General features: G+C 71.7%; 15 protein-coding genes. 10 read left to right on the forward strand and 5 right to left on the reverse strand.

All coding sequences use genetic code 11. The annotated features are described in order from the left end of the window. Positions 1–127: 127 nt before the first annotated feature. Together ACFTZL_RS05020 and ACFTZL_RS05025 are read left to right on the forward strand one after the other, a co-directional pair. A complete protein-coding gene (locus ACFTZL_RS05020; protein ID WP_382578382.1) occupies positions 128–1,462 on the forward strand; it encodes a hemolysin family protein in 1,335 nt (444 codons plus the stop codon). Next, positions 1,459–2,535, forward strand: coding sequence for a hemolysin family protein (locus ACFTZL_RS05025; protein ID WP_382578383.1), 1,077 nt, complete (start codon positions 1,459–1,461; stop codon positions 2,533–2,535). The genes ACFTZL_RS05020 and ACFTZL_RS05025 overlap by 4 nt, the downstream gene beginning before the upstream one ends. 23 nt (positions 2,536–2,558) lie before the next feature. On the opposite strand, the gene ACFTZL_RS05030 is transcribed toward ACFTZL_RS05025, so the two are convergent. Next, complete coding sequence (locus tag ACFTZL_RS05030; protein WP_382578414.1) at positions 2,559–4,421, reverse strand: AAA family ATPase; 1,863 nt, start codon at positions 4,419–4,421, stop codon at positions 2,559–2,561. A gap of 433 nt (positions 4,422–4,854) precedes the next feature. Continuing rightward, the gene (locus tag ACFTZL_RS05035) at positions 4,855–5,511 is read right to left on the reverse strand and encodes a uridine kinase (RefSeq protein ID WP_382578385.1); all 657 of its coding nucleotides are present in this window, start codon (positions 5,509–5,511) and stop codon (positions 4,855–4,857) included. A gap of 210 nt (positions 5,512–5,721) precedes the next feature. Between ACFTZL_RS05035 and ACFTZL_RS05040 the strand changes: the two genes are divergently transcribed. From ACFTZL_RS05040 to ACFTZL_RS05050, 3 genes are all read left to right on the forward strand, one after another. Continuing rightward, the gene (locus ACFTZL_RS05040; RefSeq protein WP_382578387.1) at positions 5,722–7,101 is read left to right on the forward strand and encodes a peptidase C39 family protein; all 1,380 of its coding nucleotides are present in this window, start codon (positions 5,722–5,724) and stop codon (positions 7,099–7,101) included. Positions 7,102–7,192: 91 nt separating this feature from the next. After that, positions 7,193–7,333, forward strand: coding sequence for an SCO1431 family membrane protein (locus tag ACFTZL_RS05045; RefSeq protein WP_382578390.1), 141 nt, complete (start codon positions 7,193–7,195; stop codon positions 7,331–7,333). Positions 7,334–7,430: 97 nt separating this feature from the next. Continuing rightward, entirely contained in the window at positions 7,431–8,090 is a 660-nt protein-coding gene (locus ACFTZL_RS05050; RefSeq protein ID WP_382578393.1) for a TetR/AcrR family transcriptional regulator, read from the forward strand. A gap of 50 nt (positions 8,091–8,140) precedes the next feature. On the opposite strand, the gene ACFTZL_RS05055 is transcribed toward ACFTZL_RS05050, so the two are convergent. Further along, entirely contained in the window at positions 8,141–9,409 is a 1,269-nt protein-coding gene (locus ACFTZL_RS05055) for a glycoside hydrolase family 18 protein (protein WP_382578395.1), read from the reverse strand. A gap of 331 nt (positions 9,410–9,740) precedes the next feature. Between ACFTZL_RS05055 and ACFTZL_RS05060 the strand changes: the two genes are divergently transcribed. Continuing rightward, positions 9,741–10,913: an acyl-CoA dehydrogenase family protein gene (locus ACFTZL_RS05060; RefSeq protein ID WP_382578396.1), complete on the forward strand. Its 1,173-nt coding sequence runs from the start codon at positions 9,741–9,743 to the stop codon at positions 10,911–10,913. Here ACFTZL_RS05060 and ACFTZL_RS05065 read toward each other — a convergent pair. Then, entirely contained in the window at positions 10,876–11,124 is a 249-nt protein-coding gene (locus tag ACFTZL_RS05065; protein ID WP_370869173.1) for a hypothetical protein, read from the reverse strand. The two genes, ACFTZL_RS05060 and ACFTZL_RS05065, sit on opposite strands and share 38 nt — an antisense overlap. 216 nt (positions 11,125–11,340) lie before the next feature. Continuing rightward, entirely contained in the window at positions 11,341–11,772 is a 432-nt protein-coding gene (locus tag ACFTZL_RS05070; protein ID WP_382578399.1) for a hypothetical protein, read from the reverse strand. Positions 11,773–12,041: 269 nt separating this feature from the next. On the opposite strand from ACFTZL_RS05070, the gene ACFTZL_RS05075 reads away from it, so the two are divergent. The 4 genes from ACFTZL_RS05075 (at position 12,042) to fxsA (ending at position 16,140) form a co-directional block, all read left to right on the forward strand. Beyond that, a complete protein-coding gene (locus ACFTZL_RS05075) occupies positions 12,042–12,482 on the forward strand; it encodes an Lrp/AsnC family transcriptional regulator (protein WP_382578401.1) in 441 nt (146 codons plus the stop codon). 66 nt (positions 12,483–12,548) lie between these two features. Then, complete coding sequence (locus ACFTZL_RS05080; RefSeq protein WP_382578403.1) at positions 12,549–14,150, forward strand: amidohydrolase; 1,602 nt, start codon at positions 12,549–12,551, stop codon at positions 14,148–14,150. Positions 14,151–14,682: 532 nt separating this feature from the next. Further along, positions 14,683–15,486, forward strand: a complete 804-nt coding sequence (locus ACFTZL_RS05085; RefSeq protein ID WP_382497508.1) for a polyprenol monophosphomannose synthase — start codon at positions 14,683–14,685, stop codon at positions 15,484–15,486. A 78-nt stretch (positions 15,487–15,564) separates the two neighbouring features. Next, positions 15,565–16,140 carry an FxsA family membrane protein gene (gene fxsA / locus ACFTZL_RS05090; protein WP_382578405.1) on the forward strand — a complete coding sequence of 192 codons (576 nt, stop codon included), beginning with the start codon at positions 15,565–15,567 and terminating at the stop codon, positions 16,138–16,140. The last annotated feature ends 84 nt before the right edge of the window (positions 16,141–16,224 follow it).

The following is a 16,224-nucleotide window of genomic DNA, read 5'->3' on the forward strand; positions in this document are numbered from 1 at the left end:
TCCTGCTAACCGAGGAGTGACCCTCTCCGGCGATGGACGGATCGTCCTGTAGTACCTGCGCCGCCCCCTGCCGACATAGCGCGGACCCCGTTTTCGAGGTCCGCGACCGTGCGGAGGCGGCGGCATCATGACCACCCCCCTGCTGCTCCTGGCAGCCGCGTTCCTGCTGATTCTCGCCAACGGATTCTTCGTGGCGGCCGAGTTCGGCCTCGTGACGGTCGAGCGGCCCGAGGCCGAGAAGGCCGCCGCCGAGGGCGACCGGCGCGCCCACCGCGTCGTCGAATCGCTCAAGGAACTGTCCTTCCAGCTCTCCGGCACCCAGCTCGGCATCACCATCACCTCCCTCGTCGTCGGCATGCTCGCCGAACCGGCGCTCGCGGAGCTGCTGCACGGCCCGTTCACCTCGATCGGCATACCCGAGGGAGCCGTCTCCGGTGTCACGGTCGTCGTCGGCATGCTGCTGGCCTCCGCCGTGCAGATGGTGATCGGCGAGCTCCTGCCCAAGAACTGGGCGGTGTCCAGGCCGCTTCAGGTCGCGCGCTTCGTCGCGGGCCCGCAGCATGTCTTCGCCCGCCTGTTCCGCCCGGTCATCGCCGGCCTCAACGCCGTCGCGAACCGGCTCGTACGCGCCCTGGGCATCGAGCCCGCCGAGGAGCTGGCCTCGGCCCGCACCCCCGGCGAACTCGTCTCCCTGGCCCGTCACTCGGCCCGGGCCGGCGCCCTGGAACAGGACACGGCCGACCTCTTCGTCAGAACCCTGTCGCTGGGTGAGCTGACCGCGCAGCACGTGATGACGCCGCGCGTGAAGGTCAGCGCCCTGCAGTCCTCGGCCACCGCCGAGGACGTGGTCAACCTGACCCGCGCCACGGGCCTGTCCCGCTTCCCCGTCTACCGGGAGAAGATCGACGAGGTGGTCGGCATGGTCCACCTCAAGGACGCCCTGGCCGTGCCCGTGCGGGACCGTCTGCGCACCCCCGTCGGCCGCATCGCCCGCCCGGCGCTGCTCGTCCCCGAGACGCTGCCCGTACGGCCGCTGCTCGCCCGCCTGCGCAGCGAGCAGCCCATCGCGGTCGTCGTCGACGAGTACGGCGGCACGGCCGGCGTCGTCACGCTGGAGGACATCGTCGAGGAGATCGTCGGCGAGGTCCGCGACGAGCACGACGGACACGACCTGCCCGAGCTGGCCTCCGCACCGCCGGAGGACGGCAGGCCCGCCTGGGACGTCGACGGCAGTTGCCGTGTCGACATCCTGCGGCGCATAGGCCTCGACGTGCCGGAAGGCCCGTACGAGACCGTCGCGGGCCTGATCGCCGATCTGCTGGGCCGTATCCCGGCCGTCGGCGACAAGGCGGAGCTGCCTGGCTGGCGGCTGTCGGTGCGCCAGGTCGGCCACTACCGCGCGGAGCGGATCCGGCTCGTGCGGACGGCCCCGGTGGCCGCCATGGTGGAGGCAGTCCGATGAGCGTGCTCCAACTTCTCTTCGCCGCGCTGCTCGTGCTCGCCAACGGCTTCTTCGTCGGTGCCGAGTTCGCGCTCGTCTCCGTACGCCGCAGCCAGATCGAACCGCTCGGCACCGCCCGTGCCCGGCAGGTCCTCTACGGGCTCGAGCGGCTGCCGCAGATGATGGCGGCGGCCCAGTTCGGCATCACGATCTGCTCCCTCACCCTCGGCGCGGTCGCCGAACCGACCGTCGCCCATCTGCTGGAGCCGGTCTTCGAGTGGGTCCACCTGCCGCACGGCATGATCCACCCACTGACCTACGTCATCGCCCTCGCCGCGGTGGTCTTCTTCCACCTCGTCATCGGCGAGATGGTCCCGAAGAACCTGGCGATGGCGGCCCCCGAGAAGGCCGCGCTGTGGCTCAGCCCCGGCCTGGTCTGGTTCGCCCGCTTCTGCAAGCCGATCACCGCCGCGCTCGGCGCGGTCTCGCAGGGCATCCTGCGGCTCTTCCACGTGGAGCCCAAGGACGAGATCGAGGCCGTCTTCACCAGCGAGCAGCTCAACCGGCTGGTGGAGGACGCCGGCCAGGCGGGCCTGCTCGACCCCGAGGAGGCCGAACGCCTGGAGGACGCCCTGGAGCTGGGCTCGCGCCCGGTGACGGACGTCCTGCTGAAGCGCGAGTCCCTGGTGACGGTCAGTCCGTCCGTCACCCCCGGGCGCATCGTCGAGCTCACGGCCCGGACCGGGTACTCCCGGTTCCCGGTCGCGGCGGAGAACGGGGCGTTCATGGGCTATCTGCATGTGAAGGACGTCCTGGACCTGGAGCACTCCGACCGGGCCGTGCCGCAGCAGTTGTGGCGGCCCATGACGACGCTGCGGTCCGAGCTGCCGCTGGACGACGCGCTGACGGTGATGCGGCGGGCCGCGACGCACCTGGCCCAGGTGGCCGACGGATCGGGGAAGGTGCTCGGACTGGTCGCGCTGGAGGACGTGCTGGAGCTGTTGGTGGGGGAGGTGCGCGATCCCGCGCACCGGGAAGTCCCCGAGATCAGGCTGACCGAGCCGAGGTCCGGCGAGGAGGTGCTGGCGACTTAGGCCCGGCCGCCCCACGCCGGTGCTCACAGTCCGGGCGGATCCTGCGGGCCCCGCCCGGACAGCACCTCCCCGTAGGCCTGCATCAGATCCGGCAGCCGCAACGTCGCCAGGTCCTCCCTGCTCAGCACCCCGGGATACACGGACAACCGCAGATCCCGGTACGCACAGCTCTTCTCGTACAGGGTCCGCAGGAACCGTCCGTTGCCCAGTTCGTCGATCCACCCCTGGTCCACCACATGCCCGGCGATGGACCGCAGCTCGTCCAGGGCCTCCTCGTCCCAGTGGTCGCCGTTCTCCGCCGCGAGCACCTTGCCGATCTCGGTGAGTTCGAGGGGACGGTAGGAGGGGAAGTCGACGCGGGTGGTGAAGCGGGAGGACAGCCCGGGGTTCGCGGCGAGCAGGCGGTCCATGCCCTCCGGGTAGCCGGCCAGGATCACCACGAGATGGTCGCGGTTGTCCTCCGCCCGCTTCAGCAGCACCTGGAGCGCCTCGTCGCCGTACGCGTCGCCCTTGCCGTAGCCCGAGTTGGACAGCGAGTACGCCTCGTCGACGAAGAGGACGCCGCCGAGGGCCGAGTCGATCAGTTCGTTGGCCTTCACGGCCGTCTGCCCGAGGTACTCGCCGACCAGGTCGGCCCGCTGTGCCTCCACGAGATGGTCGCCGCCGAGCAGCCCGAGGGCGTAGAAGACGCGGCCGAGGATACGGGCGACGGTGGTCTTGCCGGTGCCGGAGGGGCCGGAGAAGACGAAGTGCCGCTTGGGCGGCTGGACCGGCAGGCCCTGCCCGGCGCGCAGCCGGGCCATGTTGAGCTGCGCCGACAACGCCTTGACCTGGCGTTTCACCGGCTCCAGACCCACCATGCGCTCCAGCTCCGCGAGTGCCTCCTCCAGTAAGGCGGGATCGGTGGGCCCGGCGGGCAGGGACGGTGCCGGGGAGAACTTCTCGCGCACGGCCGGATCCGTCACCGGCGGCAGGGGAGCGGAGCCCGGCGGCTCGAGGTCGGGCAGTCTGAGGTCGCGGCCCTCGGTGCCGAAGAGCGGGTCGAATCCGTCCGGCCCGTCCACGGCGTCCTGGCCGAGGCCCGGGAGCGTGATCGCCGCGAGGTCGGTGGCGTCGTCGTAGCCGTCGCCCTCGGCGATCGCGGCGAGCCGGGCGGAGGTGTCCATGAAGGCCGGGTCGACGCGGTGCACGGCCCGGTACAGGGGGAGTGCGGCGGCGCTGCGGCCGGTGCCCTCGTGCGCCCGGGCCAGCCAGTAGCGCAGCTCCTTGCGCTGGGGCTGCTCGCTGCGGCAGCGCATCAGCGCGGCGGACAGCAGCGGTTCGGCCTGGCCGTACATCTCCAGACGGACCCGGGCCATGCCGCCGAAGAGTCCCGCCTCGATGCCGAGCATCGGGTCGTCGAGGAGCGGGTCGGTGTGGCGGACCAGTTGCTCCCAGTCCTTGACCAGATAGGCGCGGCAGGCGTGCAGGAAGCGGACCTGGGCGTCGGTGTCCACCGGTGGCAGCCCGGCGAGGGCCCGGTCCAGCTCGGGGACGTGGCGGCCGTCCAGCCAGTGGGAGGCGTGCGCGAGCAGCAGGTCGCGGGGGCTCTCCAGCACGGGCTGCACCCACCAGCCCAGCCAGTACCAGGAGTTGAGGGTGCGGCGGTAGCGGGAGCGCTGCTCCCCGAAGCGGTCCCGGTGCCGGAACATCCTGAGCAGCGCGGTCGTCGTGTCGACGCGCAGCGCGTGCAGGCCGAGCCAGCCGTCGGCCATCCCGGGGTCCATCTTCACGGCGGCGCGGAACTCCTCCTCCGCCTGCGGATAGGCGCCCATGGTGTAGGCATCGACGCCTCGCAGCCAGGCGAGGTCGGCCGGGGCCTGCGGGCCCTGCGTGCCGAAGTCCATCACGTCCCCCACGAACCGTGCCCCCGTCGGTATGCCAACGAGCCGTCCCCCCGGCCGGCTGCCCTGCTCGAACCGCTGTGCCACGGACCGGAGTTGCGAGGTGCGCGGAGCAACCGTCCGTAGGTCGCGACGAGGGCATCGTACCTGCGGGGGCGGCGCCCTCGAAGGGTGCCGCACGGGCCGTTCGGCGAGGTGGGAGCGGATGCGGCGCACTCGCGTACGGTGACCGAGTGTGAGCGTTCGGCGCCCCGCGGGGCCCGGAAAAACGGAAGAAGACAGAACGAAGCCCCCGATCACGGGGGAACAACCGGGGGCTTCGCGCCTGTGGGCGGCTCCGAATGGCCGCACATTGAGAACGTAAGTCCTGTACGGCCCACCGGTCAAGCCGAGTTGAAGCACTCCGGCAAGTTCCACCGCAAGGGCCTTCACGACTTCAGCACACTGCGGGTGGTCCGTCACCGTGCGTGAGGGAATGGTCCGGTCCAGCAGTCCCAGCGGGTCCCGGAAACACCTCGTACCCCCTCTCTCCCTGCCGTACCAGGAGATCGGCGAAGGGCCGCGAGGGATCGTCGGCGAAATGCCGGCGCTCCGCCGGGACCCATCCGTTCCAGAACTCCCGCTGTTCCTCCCCGTCCCGTGACCGTCCCCGTGCCCAGGCCTCCTCGCGCGGCAGCTCCATCCACAGCAGCAGGGCCAAGCGGGGGCGCAGCGCCCGGCGTCCCGCGCCGACGCCCTCGACGAGGATCACCGGTGCGGGCGGCAGGGGGCGCGGAGGGCCGAAGCCGCGGGCGCGCCAGTCGTAGGGGGCGTAGTGCGCGGTCCGGCCGCCGGCCAGCGGCTCGATCACCTGGTCCAGCAGCCGTCCCGTCCAGCCGAACAGTTCCTCGTGGCTGGCGATGTCGTCGAGGCGCAGCAGCGGCGCGCCGCCGAGCGCCCCGGCCAACTGTTCGGCGAACGTGGTCTTTCCGGATCCGGCGTGCCCGTCGACTCCGACGAGACGGACCGGGCCGCAGGAGGGGGAGAGGCGGCGGATCCGGGAGGCCAGGTCACGGACAGCGGGTTCCGGTGCGGGGCGGAAGGACGGATTCATCTCGCGCAGCACTCTAACGACCTGGGGAGTGACCACGCAGCCCACGGCTCCTGCCACTGGTCGACGCCAATATTGGTGGGCGTGGCGCGGGTCGAAGTGCTGGCAGGACCCGGCGGGCTGTGCTCATATGTGGCGCACACGCATGTGCGACCGACCGTGCAACGGACCTGCCCCGCCCCTGCCCGACTCCGACATCCGGGGGTCCCCGCCATGAGCAGAGCCGAACAGCCGTCCCGCAGAACCGTCCTGGCCGCCGCGGTCGCCGCCGCCGTCACCACGAGCGCGGGTCCGGCGGCCGCCGACACCGAGATCCCCATGACGACCGACACCGCAGACCCGGCCCGGGCGGTCCCGGCCCGCACCGTGGACAACCGGGCCTGGGCCTCGTACGGCGACTGGCGCGGCGGCACCGCCCGGGGCACCCGTGCCGTCGCGGGTGCCCGCCCGGGTCTGGTGATCGCGAAGCCCGCCGGAACCGCCGACTACACGGACCCGCACACCGGCACCACCGCCCCTTGGGAGTACGGCACCTGGACGTCCCCCGTCCAACGGCTCGCCGTCCCCGCGACGGAGGCGATCGTCTCCTGGAACGCGCGCACCCCGGCCGGCACCTGGATCCAGGCCGAACTCAAGGGCACCTACACCGACGGCACCAGCAGCCCCTGGTACGTGATGGGCCGCTGGGCGGCGGGCGACCAGGACATCCGGCGCACCTCGGTCGACGACCAGAGCGACGGCAAGAGCACCGTCTGGACGGACACGCTGGCCGTCGACGACCCGGCGACGGGCCTGCGTCTGGCCTCCTACCGCCTGCGTCTGACCCTGTACCGCAAGCCGGGCGGCAAGGCCACGCCCACCGTGTGGCGGCTCGGCGTGATGGGCTCCGACGTCCCCGACCGGTTCACCGTCCCGGCGTCCGCGCCCGGCCTCGCGAAGGAACTGGTCGTCCCGCGGTACTCGCAGGAGATCCACAAGGGCCAGTACCCCGAGTACGACAACGGCGGCGAGGCCTGGTGCAGTCCGACCTCCTCCCAGATGATCATCGAGTACTGGGGCGGCCGGCTCACCTCGAAGCAGCTTGCCTGGGTGGATCCCTCGTTCGCCGATCCGCAGGTGTGCCACGCGGCCCGGTTCACCTACGACTACCAGTACGCGGGCTGCGGCAACTGGCCGTTCAACGCCTCCTACGCGGCCACGTTCAAGGACCTCCAGGCCGTGGTCACCCGGCTCGGCTCGCTCACCGACCTGGAGACGCTGATCGCGGCGGGCATCCCGGCCATAACGTCCCAGTCCTTCCTGAAGGAGGAGCTGACCGGCGCCGGGTACGGCACCGCCGGGCATCTGATGACCGTCATCGGCTTCACGGCCGGCGGCGACGTGATCGCGAACGACCCCGCCTCGGCGAGCAACGAGGCCGTGCGGCGGGTCTACCGGCGGCGCGAGTGGGAGAACATCTGGCTGCGGACCAAGCGGTACAACGCCTCCGGCAAGGTCGTCTCCGGCACCGGCGGCGTCTGCTACCTGTACTTCCCGGCGCGCCCGACCGCGGCCCAGCGCAGGGCGCTGACAGCCGTGGGCCTACGCGTGTGACCAAGCTCTCGGCCGCAAAAGCCGCTCCGGGTGGCAAGGTGGGCGGAACTTCGGGGGAAGTCCGTCCGCCCCAACGGATCTGCGAGAAGCCATGACCGCACACTCAGCCACCGCCGCCGGCGTCCGCACGGGCGGCCCCGAGGACGACGGCCCGAAGATCGCCGAGCATGTCATGGGCTGGACGCTCGTCGTGGTCGTGGCGATGCTCGTGACCCAGCTCGGGCTGCTCTGACCCCGGCCCGGACCGCTGTGACCTGACCCACGACCCGGCCCTCCGACCTGCCATACTGCGGATGTCCCGCCTCGCCCGCCTGGAACCAGGGTCGAAATTGAATATCAGTAAACAGCCTGCCGCGCGCCCCAGAGCCCGCGGCACCGAGCGCTCGCTGGCGCGCCGTGCCGAACTCATCGCCATCGGCCGGAGGTTGTTCGCCGACACGTCCTACGACGCCCTCTCGATGGACGACATCGCCCGGCAGGCTCACGTGGCCAAGGGGCTCATCTACTACTACTTCCAGTCCAAGCGGGGCTACTACCTGGCCATCATCCAGGACTCGGTCACCGACCTGGTCACCCTGGCGGCGAGCGGACCGGAACTGCCCCCGGTCGACCGTGTCCAGCGCACGATCGACAGCTATCTGCGCTACGCCGAGCACCACCAGGCCGCGTACCGCACGATCGTCAGCGGCGGGGTCGGCTTCGACACCGAGGTGCACGCCATCCGGGACGGTGTGCGCGAGGCCATCGTCGCCACCATCGCCGAGGGCGCGTACGGCCGTGTCGACATCACCCCGCTGGCGCGGATGGGCCTGCTGGCCTGGGTGTGCGGCGTCGAGGGCGCCACCCTCGAATGGATCGACCGCCCCGAACTGCCCCGCGAGACCATGTGCGAGCTGCTGGTGAAGGGGCTCGGCGGCGCCCTGCGGGCGATCGAGGACCTGGACCCCGCCTACCCGGCCCCGCAGGCGGCCGCCCGCCAGGACGCGTGAGACGGGGGCGGAGAGCCCGTCACGGTCCCTCCGCCCCCGATCACCCCGCCTTACCTGATGGCCTTGATCAGCTCACCGTTCGCCGTGTCACCGCTCAGCTCCCAGAAGAACGTGCCGCCCAGACCCTGCTGGTTCTTGTACGTCATCTTGGTCCCGATGGTCGCCGGGGTGTCGTAACTCCACCAGTTGTTCCCGCACTTGGCGTACGCCGTGCCGGCCACCGTCCCGGTCGCCGGGCACTTGGTCTTGAGCACCTTGTAGTCGTCGATGCCCTGCTCGTACGTGCCCGCCGCCGGTCCGGTCGCGGTGCCGCCGGGGGCCGACCGGGTGACGCCCGTCCAGCCGCGGCCGTAGAAGCCGATGCCGAGCAGCAGCTTGGAGGCGGGGATGCCGAGGCCCTTGAGCTTCGCGATGGTCGCCGACGAGTGGAAGTCCGCCTTCGGAATGCCGGAGTACGAGGTCAGCGGAGAGTGCGGGGCCGTCGGGCCGGCGGCGTCCCAGGCGCCGAAGAAGTCGTACGTCATCGGGTTGTACCAGTCGACGTACCGGGCGGCGCCCGCGTAGTCCGCCGCGTCGATCTTGCCGCCCGGGGTGGCGTCGGCGGTGATCGCCGCGGTGACCAGGTTGCCGGAGCCGAACTTGGCGCGCAGGGCCTGCGTCAGGTTCCGGAAGGCCGCTTTGCCGCTGGTGTCGCAGGTGGCGCCGCAGGCGTTCGGGTACTCCCAGTCGATGTCGATGCCGTCGAAGACGTCGGCCCACTTGGAGTTCTCGACCAGGTCGTAGCAGGACTGGGCGAAGGCGGCCGGGTTCCGGGCGGCCTCGCCGAAGCCGCCCGACCAGGTCCAGCCGCCGAACGACCACAGGACCTTGAGGTTCGGGTGCTTCTGCTTCAGCTTGCGCAACTGGTTGAAGTTGCCGCGCAGCGGCTGGTCCCAGGTGTCGGCCTTGCCGTCGACGGACTCGGCGGCGGTGTAGGCCCGGTCGGTGGCCGCGTAGCCGTCGCCCATCGTGCACTTGCCGCCTGTGACGTTGCCGAAGGCGTAGTTGATGTGCGTGAGCTTGGCGCCCGAGCCGGACGTCTCGATGTTCTTGACGTAGTACTTGCGGTCGTAGGTGCCCCATTCGGTGAAGTACCCGATGACCTTGGAGCCGGCGGCCCTGGAGCCGGGTGCGGCCTTCGATGCCGCGGCGGCCTCCTGAGCCGGGGTCGCCGCGGTGGCGGTCGAGGTGCCCGCGCCGGCCAGCAGACCGGCGCCGAGGACGGCGCAACAGGCCGCGGACACGATGGCCCGGAAGCGGGAGCGGTGGGGGGTGTGCATCCGGTGTCTCCTCGTGGGGAGAGGGAACGCGCGCCGATTGGCATGAACGCGATGACTCGGTGAAGCGAAACGGTAGGAGGACTAGACCAGTTCGGTCAATGGTGCGGACCAATTTCGATTCGGCGGATGTGCTCGGGTATTACCTGAAGTAAGCGGTCGTTAACTGGTGACTGCATGCCTCCGATCGGGCATACTCACAGCGCACAGCCGCTGGTCAGCAGCTTCCGAGACCCGGGACTGCAAGCATCGGCCAGGCAGCAGATCGACCCGGCGGCGCCGCCCCCACCCATGGGCCCGACCGCCAGTGCCCGACAGGGAGGAGAGCGTCGCCATGCCCGACCGCGCCCCGCAGCCGGTGGACCGACAACTGCCCACGGAGGAGGCCCGGGAACTGATCTCACTCGTCCGTGACATCGCGCGGCAGGAGATCATCCCGAAGGCGGCCGAGGAGGAGGACGCCGGCCGCTTCCCGCGGGACCTGTTCACCCTGCTCTCGCACTCCGGTCTGCTCGGCCTGCCGTACGCGTCCGAGTACGGCGGCGGCGACCAGCCGTACGAGGTCTATCTCCAGGCCCTCGAAGAGCTCTCCGCGGCCCGCCTCACGGTCGGCCTCGGCGTCAGCGTGCACACCCTGTCCTCCTACGCGCTCGCCGCCTACGGCACCAAGGAGCAGCAGGTCGAGCACCTGCCCGGGATGCTCGGCGGCGGCATGCTCGGTGCCTACTGCCTCTCCGAGCCGCACTCCGGATCGGACGCGGCGGCCCTGCGCACCAAGGCGGTGCGGGACGGCGACGGCTGGGTGATCACCGGCACCAAGGCCTGGATCACCCATGGCGGGATCGCCGACTTCTACACGGTCATGGCGCGCACCGGCGAGGAGGGCCCGCGCGGGATCACCGCGTTCCTGGTGCCCGGCGACGCGCCGGGGGTGAGCGCGGCGGCGCCCGAGAGGAAGATGGGCATGAAGGGCTCGCCCACCGCCCAGGTCCACTTCGACGGCGTCCGGATCTCCGACGACCGGCGCATCGGCGAGGAGGGGCAGGGCTTCGCGATCGCTCTGTCCGCGCTCGACTCGGGGCGGCTCGGCATCGCGGCGTGCGCGATCGGCGTGGCGCAGGCGGCGCTCGACGAGGCGGTGGTGTACGCGGCCGAAAGGCGCCAGTTCGGGAAGGCGATCGCCGACTTCCAGGGCCTGCGCTTCATGCTCGCCGACATGGCGACGCAGATCGAGGCGGGCCGTGCCCTCTACCTCGCCGCGGCGCGGCTGCGGGACGCGGGCCGGCCGTTCGCCCGGCAGGCGGCCATGGCCAAGCTGCACTGCACCGACACCGCGATGCGGGTCACCACCGACGCCGTGCAGATCCTCGGCGGCTACGGCTACACCGCGGACTTCGCGGTCGAGCGCTATATGCGCGAGGCCAAGGTGCTGCAGATCGTCGAGGGCACCAACCAGATTCAGCGGATGGTCATCGCCCGCCATCTCGTGGGTCCAGAGGAACGCTGAACTGGTCCAGGCCCCGCCAGGGCGCCGCGAGTCGCATCCACTCCGGGTCGTGGCGGCCCGGCAGGGTGCGGCCGCCCTCGGCCCAGGTCCGCATCAAGTCGCGGTAGATCGGCGGGTCCTGGTAGCGCGGCGCGGTCGGCCGAACCGATTCTGCGGGTGCCGGGACGAAGAGGAGGCGCTGACGCCCGGTCGCTGAGGAGATGGGGGTCATACCAGGGCAACGCGGCGGAGGCCGGACAGGTCACCGGATGGTGGAATCGGGCGTGCGTTCAGGGCTGCCCCTTCTCGCCCCTTCTCGTTCCGCAAGGGGCTGGGGAGCGCGCGCCGCCGGTGTGCTCCGGACGCACTGAACCGCACCACGGCACACTGCGAGCCGTGGTGCGGGGCAGTCACTGGGGTGGAGTCAGCGGGCCGGAAAGGCCCGCGCTCAGGCCGCTGGGCGCATGACGGGGACCCTGATCGGGCGCGAACCCGGGCCGCCGACGTGCGAGAAGGGCTGGGTCCGCCAGTCGAGCCCCTGAGGGAGCGTCAACAGCAGGGCGGTGTCCTGCTCCTGAGGATCCACGGACTCGTCCGCGGGGCGGGCGTCCGTGGCCCTGCGGCCGGTGCCGGCACAGACCGTGAGTCCGAACGGGTTCCACGGCGAGGCACACAGCGCGTGCTCCGGCAGAACCTCTTCGTCCGCCAGCAGCGCGATTGGCTGAGCACAGTCCGGGCAGACGACCCGGAACATCTCGAAGGTGTCGTAGGAGTCGAGCTCGTCGTCGAAGGTGTCGGGTTCGACGCCCTCCGGCTCGGGCTCGACGACGAGCTGCGGCCGCTTGGGCGCGGTGCGACCAGGGCGCTTAAGACTCTGCATTGGGTTCTCCCCCTCGGACTGGGCCGTACCGGCACTGCGGCCTCGGCCACAGCAAGCACTTCCCGTCCCCCCTCGGCGGTAATCACGAGAACATCACGGAGACCGTTCGAGGCCTGTGGCGTTCGTCACATGCCGCGCGCAGGTGCCCACTGCGGTGGGTTTGTCCCCCCGGGCGGCCGGCAGTCGGCTTCCGGCCACATCACGAACCGGGCATGACCTGGGCTGCTCAGGTATCCGAGGAGATCAACCGCACTGTAGGTTCTTGCGCCATGGAGGAGCTGGACCGACAGATCGTGCAGCTGCTCGTCAAGGACGGGCGGATGAGCTACACCGACCTGGGCAAGGCCACGGGTCTGTCCACGTCGGCCGTGCACCAGCGGGTGCGCCGGCTGGAGCAGCGCGGCGTCGTCCGCGGCTATGCCGCGGTCGTCGACCCGGAGGCCGTCGGGCTGCCCATGACCGCGTTCATCTCGGTCAAACCGTTCGACCCCAGCGCGCCCGACGACATCGCGGAGCGGCTCGCGGGCGTGCCGGAGATCGAGGCGTGCCACAGTGTCGCGGGGGACGAGAACTACATCCTCAAGGTGCGGGTCGCGACGCCGCACGAGCTGGAGGAACTGCTGGCCCGGGTGCGGTCGTTGGCGGGTGTCTCGACGCGGACGACGGTGGTGTTGTCCACGCCGTACGAGGCGCGGCCGCCGCGGATCTGACCGCCGCCGGGCGTGGAGGGCGACCCTTGTTCGGAGCGATCGGGGTCAGGCGCGAGACTGTTGTCCATGAGTGAGTCCAGCGCCCCGTCGAAGACCGTCCTGCTCCGTCGTGGAGAGGTCCACAGCCCTGCCGATCCGTTCGCCACGGCGATGGTCGTGGAACGCGGGCAGGTTGCCTGGGTGGGGTCCGAGGGGGCCGCCGACGCCTTCGTGGACGGGGTCGACGAGGTGATCGACCTCGACGGCGCGCTGGTCACTCCGGCGTTCACCGATGCGCATGTGCACACCACTGCCACCGGTCTCGCGCTCACCGGCCTCGATCTGTCCGCAGCTCCCTCTCTCGAGGCCGCCCTGGCCCTCGTACGGGACTTCGCCGCCTCCCGCCCGGACGACCGCGTCCTGCTCGGACACGGCTGGGACGCCGCCCGCTGGCCCGGCGGTCGCCCCCCGACGCGTGCGGAGCTGGACGAGGCCGCCGGACACCGGCCCCTCTACCTCAGCCGGATCGACGTCCACTCGGCGGTCGTCACCACGGCCCTGCTCGACCTGGTTCCCGACGCCGCCCGCGCGGACGGACCGCTCACCGCCGACGCCCACCACGCCGTACGGGCCGCCGCGTTCGCGGCCGTAACGCCTCAGCAGCGCGTCGACGCGCAGCGCGCCGCGCTCGCGCACGCCGTCTCGCTCGGCATCGGCACGGTCCACGAGTGCGCCGGCCCGGAGATCTCCTCCGAGGACGACTTCACCGGCCTGCTGCGCCTCGCCGCCGGGGAACCCGGGCCGCGCGTCGTCGGCTACTGGGCCGAGCGGGACGTCGCCAAGGCGCGGGAGCTGGGCGCGATCGGCGCCGCGGGTGACCTGTTCGTCGACGGCGCCCTCGGCTCGCACACGGCCTGCCTGCATCAGCCGTACGCCGACGCCGGCCACACGGGCAACGCCTACCTGGACGCCGCCGCCGTGGCCGCCCATGTCGTCGCCTGCACCGAGGCGGGTCTCCAGGCCGGTTTCCACGCCATCGGCGACGCGGCGGTGGACGCCGTGGTCGAGGGCGTGCGCGCCGCCGCCGAGAAGCTGGGCCTCGCCCGCGTCCGCGCCGCCCGCCATCGCGTCGAGCACGCCGAAATGCTCACCCAGGAGGCGATCGCGGCCTTCGCCGAACTCGGCCTCACCGCCTCCGTGCAGCCCGCCTTCGACGCCCTGTGGGGAGGCGAGGACGGCATGTACGTGCAGCGGCTGGGCGCCGAGCGGGCGCGTGCGCTGAACCCGTTCGCGGCCCTGCTGCGCGCCGGTGTCCCGCTCGCCTTCGGCTCCGACAGCCCGGTCACCCCGCTCGACCCGTGGGGCACCGTCCGGGCCGCCGCCTTCCACCGCACGCCGGAGCACCGGGTCTCCGTGCGCGCCGCGTTCACGGCGCACACGCGCGGCGGCTGGCGGGCCGTGGGGCGGGACGACGCGGGCGTCCTGGTGCCGGGTGCCCCCGCCGACTACGCGGTGTGGGGCACCGGCGAGCTCGTGGTGCAGGCCCCGGACGACCGGGTCGCCCGCTGGTCGACGGATCCCCGATCCGGCACCCCCGGGCTGCCCGACCTGACCCCGGGCCGCGACCTGCCCGTCTGTCTGCGCACCGTGGTGGGCGGACGCACGGTCTTCGTACGGCCGGGCGAGTGATCTACGGGGGTGGCGCGCACGCGATCGTGTGCCGCGCCCCCGGCGCGCGACCTGCGCATCCTCCGCACTGACCAGGCCTTTGCCGGACAATGCGCAGGTCAAACGGCTGTTGACAGGCGGCCGCGGGTGGCCGGTAGGTTCGGCGGAGTCCACCACCGGACGCCCGACCGGGAACGTCCGCGCACTCGCCGCAGCGCCGCCGGGTCAGGGACGGTGTGCCGCACCGGGCACCGCCACTGGGAGCCAGGCTCAGGCCGGCACAGCGCCGAGGGAACGTTCCGGCCGGTCGGGGAGGTGTGACCCGGGAGGGGCCCGGACGCTCAGTAGACAACGGCTTTCGGTCGATCCGCAGCCAGCGGGTCCCAGGTCGGCCCGAAGGGCGCCGGGCCCCCATCCGCCGTACGCTCGCACGCGAAAGCGCATTCTTACCCGTGCCTTGCGGATTCGACACCACTGTTCGAACGTCCTGTCACGTCATCGCAGGCCGGGCCCACTATGGTGGATCCCTGCGTACGGACTTGAAGGGGCATCAGTGAACGACGGCGACGGAACCCTCGCGGCAGGAGCCCAGGGGAGGAAGTTCGGCCCGCTCGGCACGGCCTTGGTGATCATCCCGACCTACAACGAGGCGGAGAACATCAAGAGCATCGTCGGGCGGGTGCGCGAGGCCGTCCCCGAGGCGCACGTACTCGTGGCCGACGACAACAGCCCGGACGGCACGGGCAAGCTGGCCGACGAGCTGACCGTGGAGGACGACCACGTCCACGTGCTGCACCGCAAGGGCAAGGAGGGCCTGGGCGCCGCCTACCTGGCGGGCTTCCGCTGGGGCCTGGAGCGCGACTACGGCGTGCTGATCGAGATGGACGCCGACGGCTCCCACCAGCCCGAGGAACTGCCCCGTCTGCTCACCGCCCTCAAGAGCGCCGACCTGGTGCTCGGCTCGCGCTGGGTGCCCGGCGGCCGGGTGGTGAACTGGCCGAAGTCCCGCGAGGTGATCTCCCGGGGCGGCAGCCTCTACTCCCGGCTCGCGCTCGATCTGCCGCTGCGCGACATCACCGGCGGCTACCGGGCCTTCCGCCGCGAGACCCTGGAGGGCCTCGGCCTCGAGGAGGTCGCCTCGCAGGGCTACTGCTTCCAGGTCGACCTCGCGCGTCGCTCGGTCAAGGCCGGCTACCACGTCGTCGAGGTGCCGATCACCTTCGTCGAGCGCGAACTCGGCGACTCCAAGATGAGCCGCGACATCCTCGTCGAGGCACTGTGGCGGGTCACGGCGTGGGGCGTGGGGGAGCGGGTCGGCAAGGTCACGGGGCGCGGCGGCAGGCCGGCCAAGCCCTAGCGGACCCTCCGGTGCGCTCGCGGGAGCGGCTGATCTGCCCTTATCCCGGACTGAGCCGGGTCCAGGCACACTGGAGGCATGACGACTGGCGCTCAGACCCCCAGTACCCCTGCCCGGCCGCCGCGCTCCCGGCTGCGTACGTTCCTGCCGTTGGGGCTCGCCGCATGGCTCGTGCTGGAGATCTGGCTGCTCACGGTGGTCGCGGGCGCGTCCAGCGGGCTGGTGGTCTTCCTCGTCCTGCTCGCGGGCCTCGTCCTCGGTTCGGTCGTGATCAAGCGGGCCGGCCGGCGCGCTTTCCGGAACCTCTCCGAGGCGCTGCAACAGCAGCAGAGCGGTGCGGTGCCGGCGGCGGCCCGGCCGAACAGCGAGGGCAACGGCCTGATGATGCTGGGCGGGCTGCTGCTGATCATCCCCGGTCTGGTGTCGGACGCGGTGGGTCTGCTCCTGCTGCTGCCGCCGGTCCAGAAGGCCGTGAGCCGCACCGCCGAGCGCACCTTCGAGCGCAAGCTCCGCGAGGCCGACGCGGGCACCCTGGGCGGGGCGTTCCAGCAGGCCCGTATGCACCGCCCCGACGGCAAGGTCGTTCAGGGCGAGGTCATCAGGGACGAGCCGGGCGACGCCCCGAAGGAGCCGCGCCCGCCGTTGACGCACTGAGCGGCCGGGCGGCCGGGCACACAGTCCGGACGGCCAGGCCCACACGAGCACGACAAAAACCGCGGGCGCCGTACGTGACGTACG

The organism is Streptomyces sp. NPDC056948, from assembly GCF_042674225.1.
GTDB classification, from domain to species: domain Bacteria; phylum Actinomycetota; class Actinomycetes; order Streptomycetales; family Streptomycetaceae; genus Streptomyces; species Streptomyces purpurascens.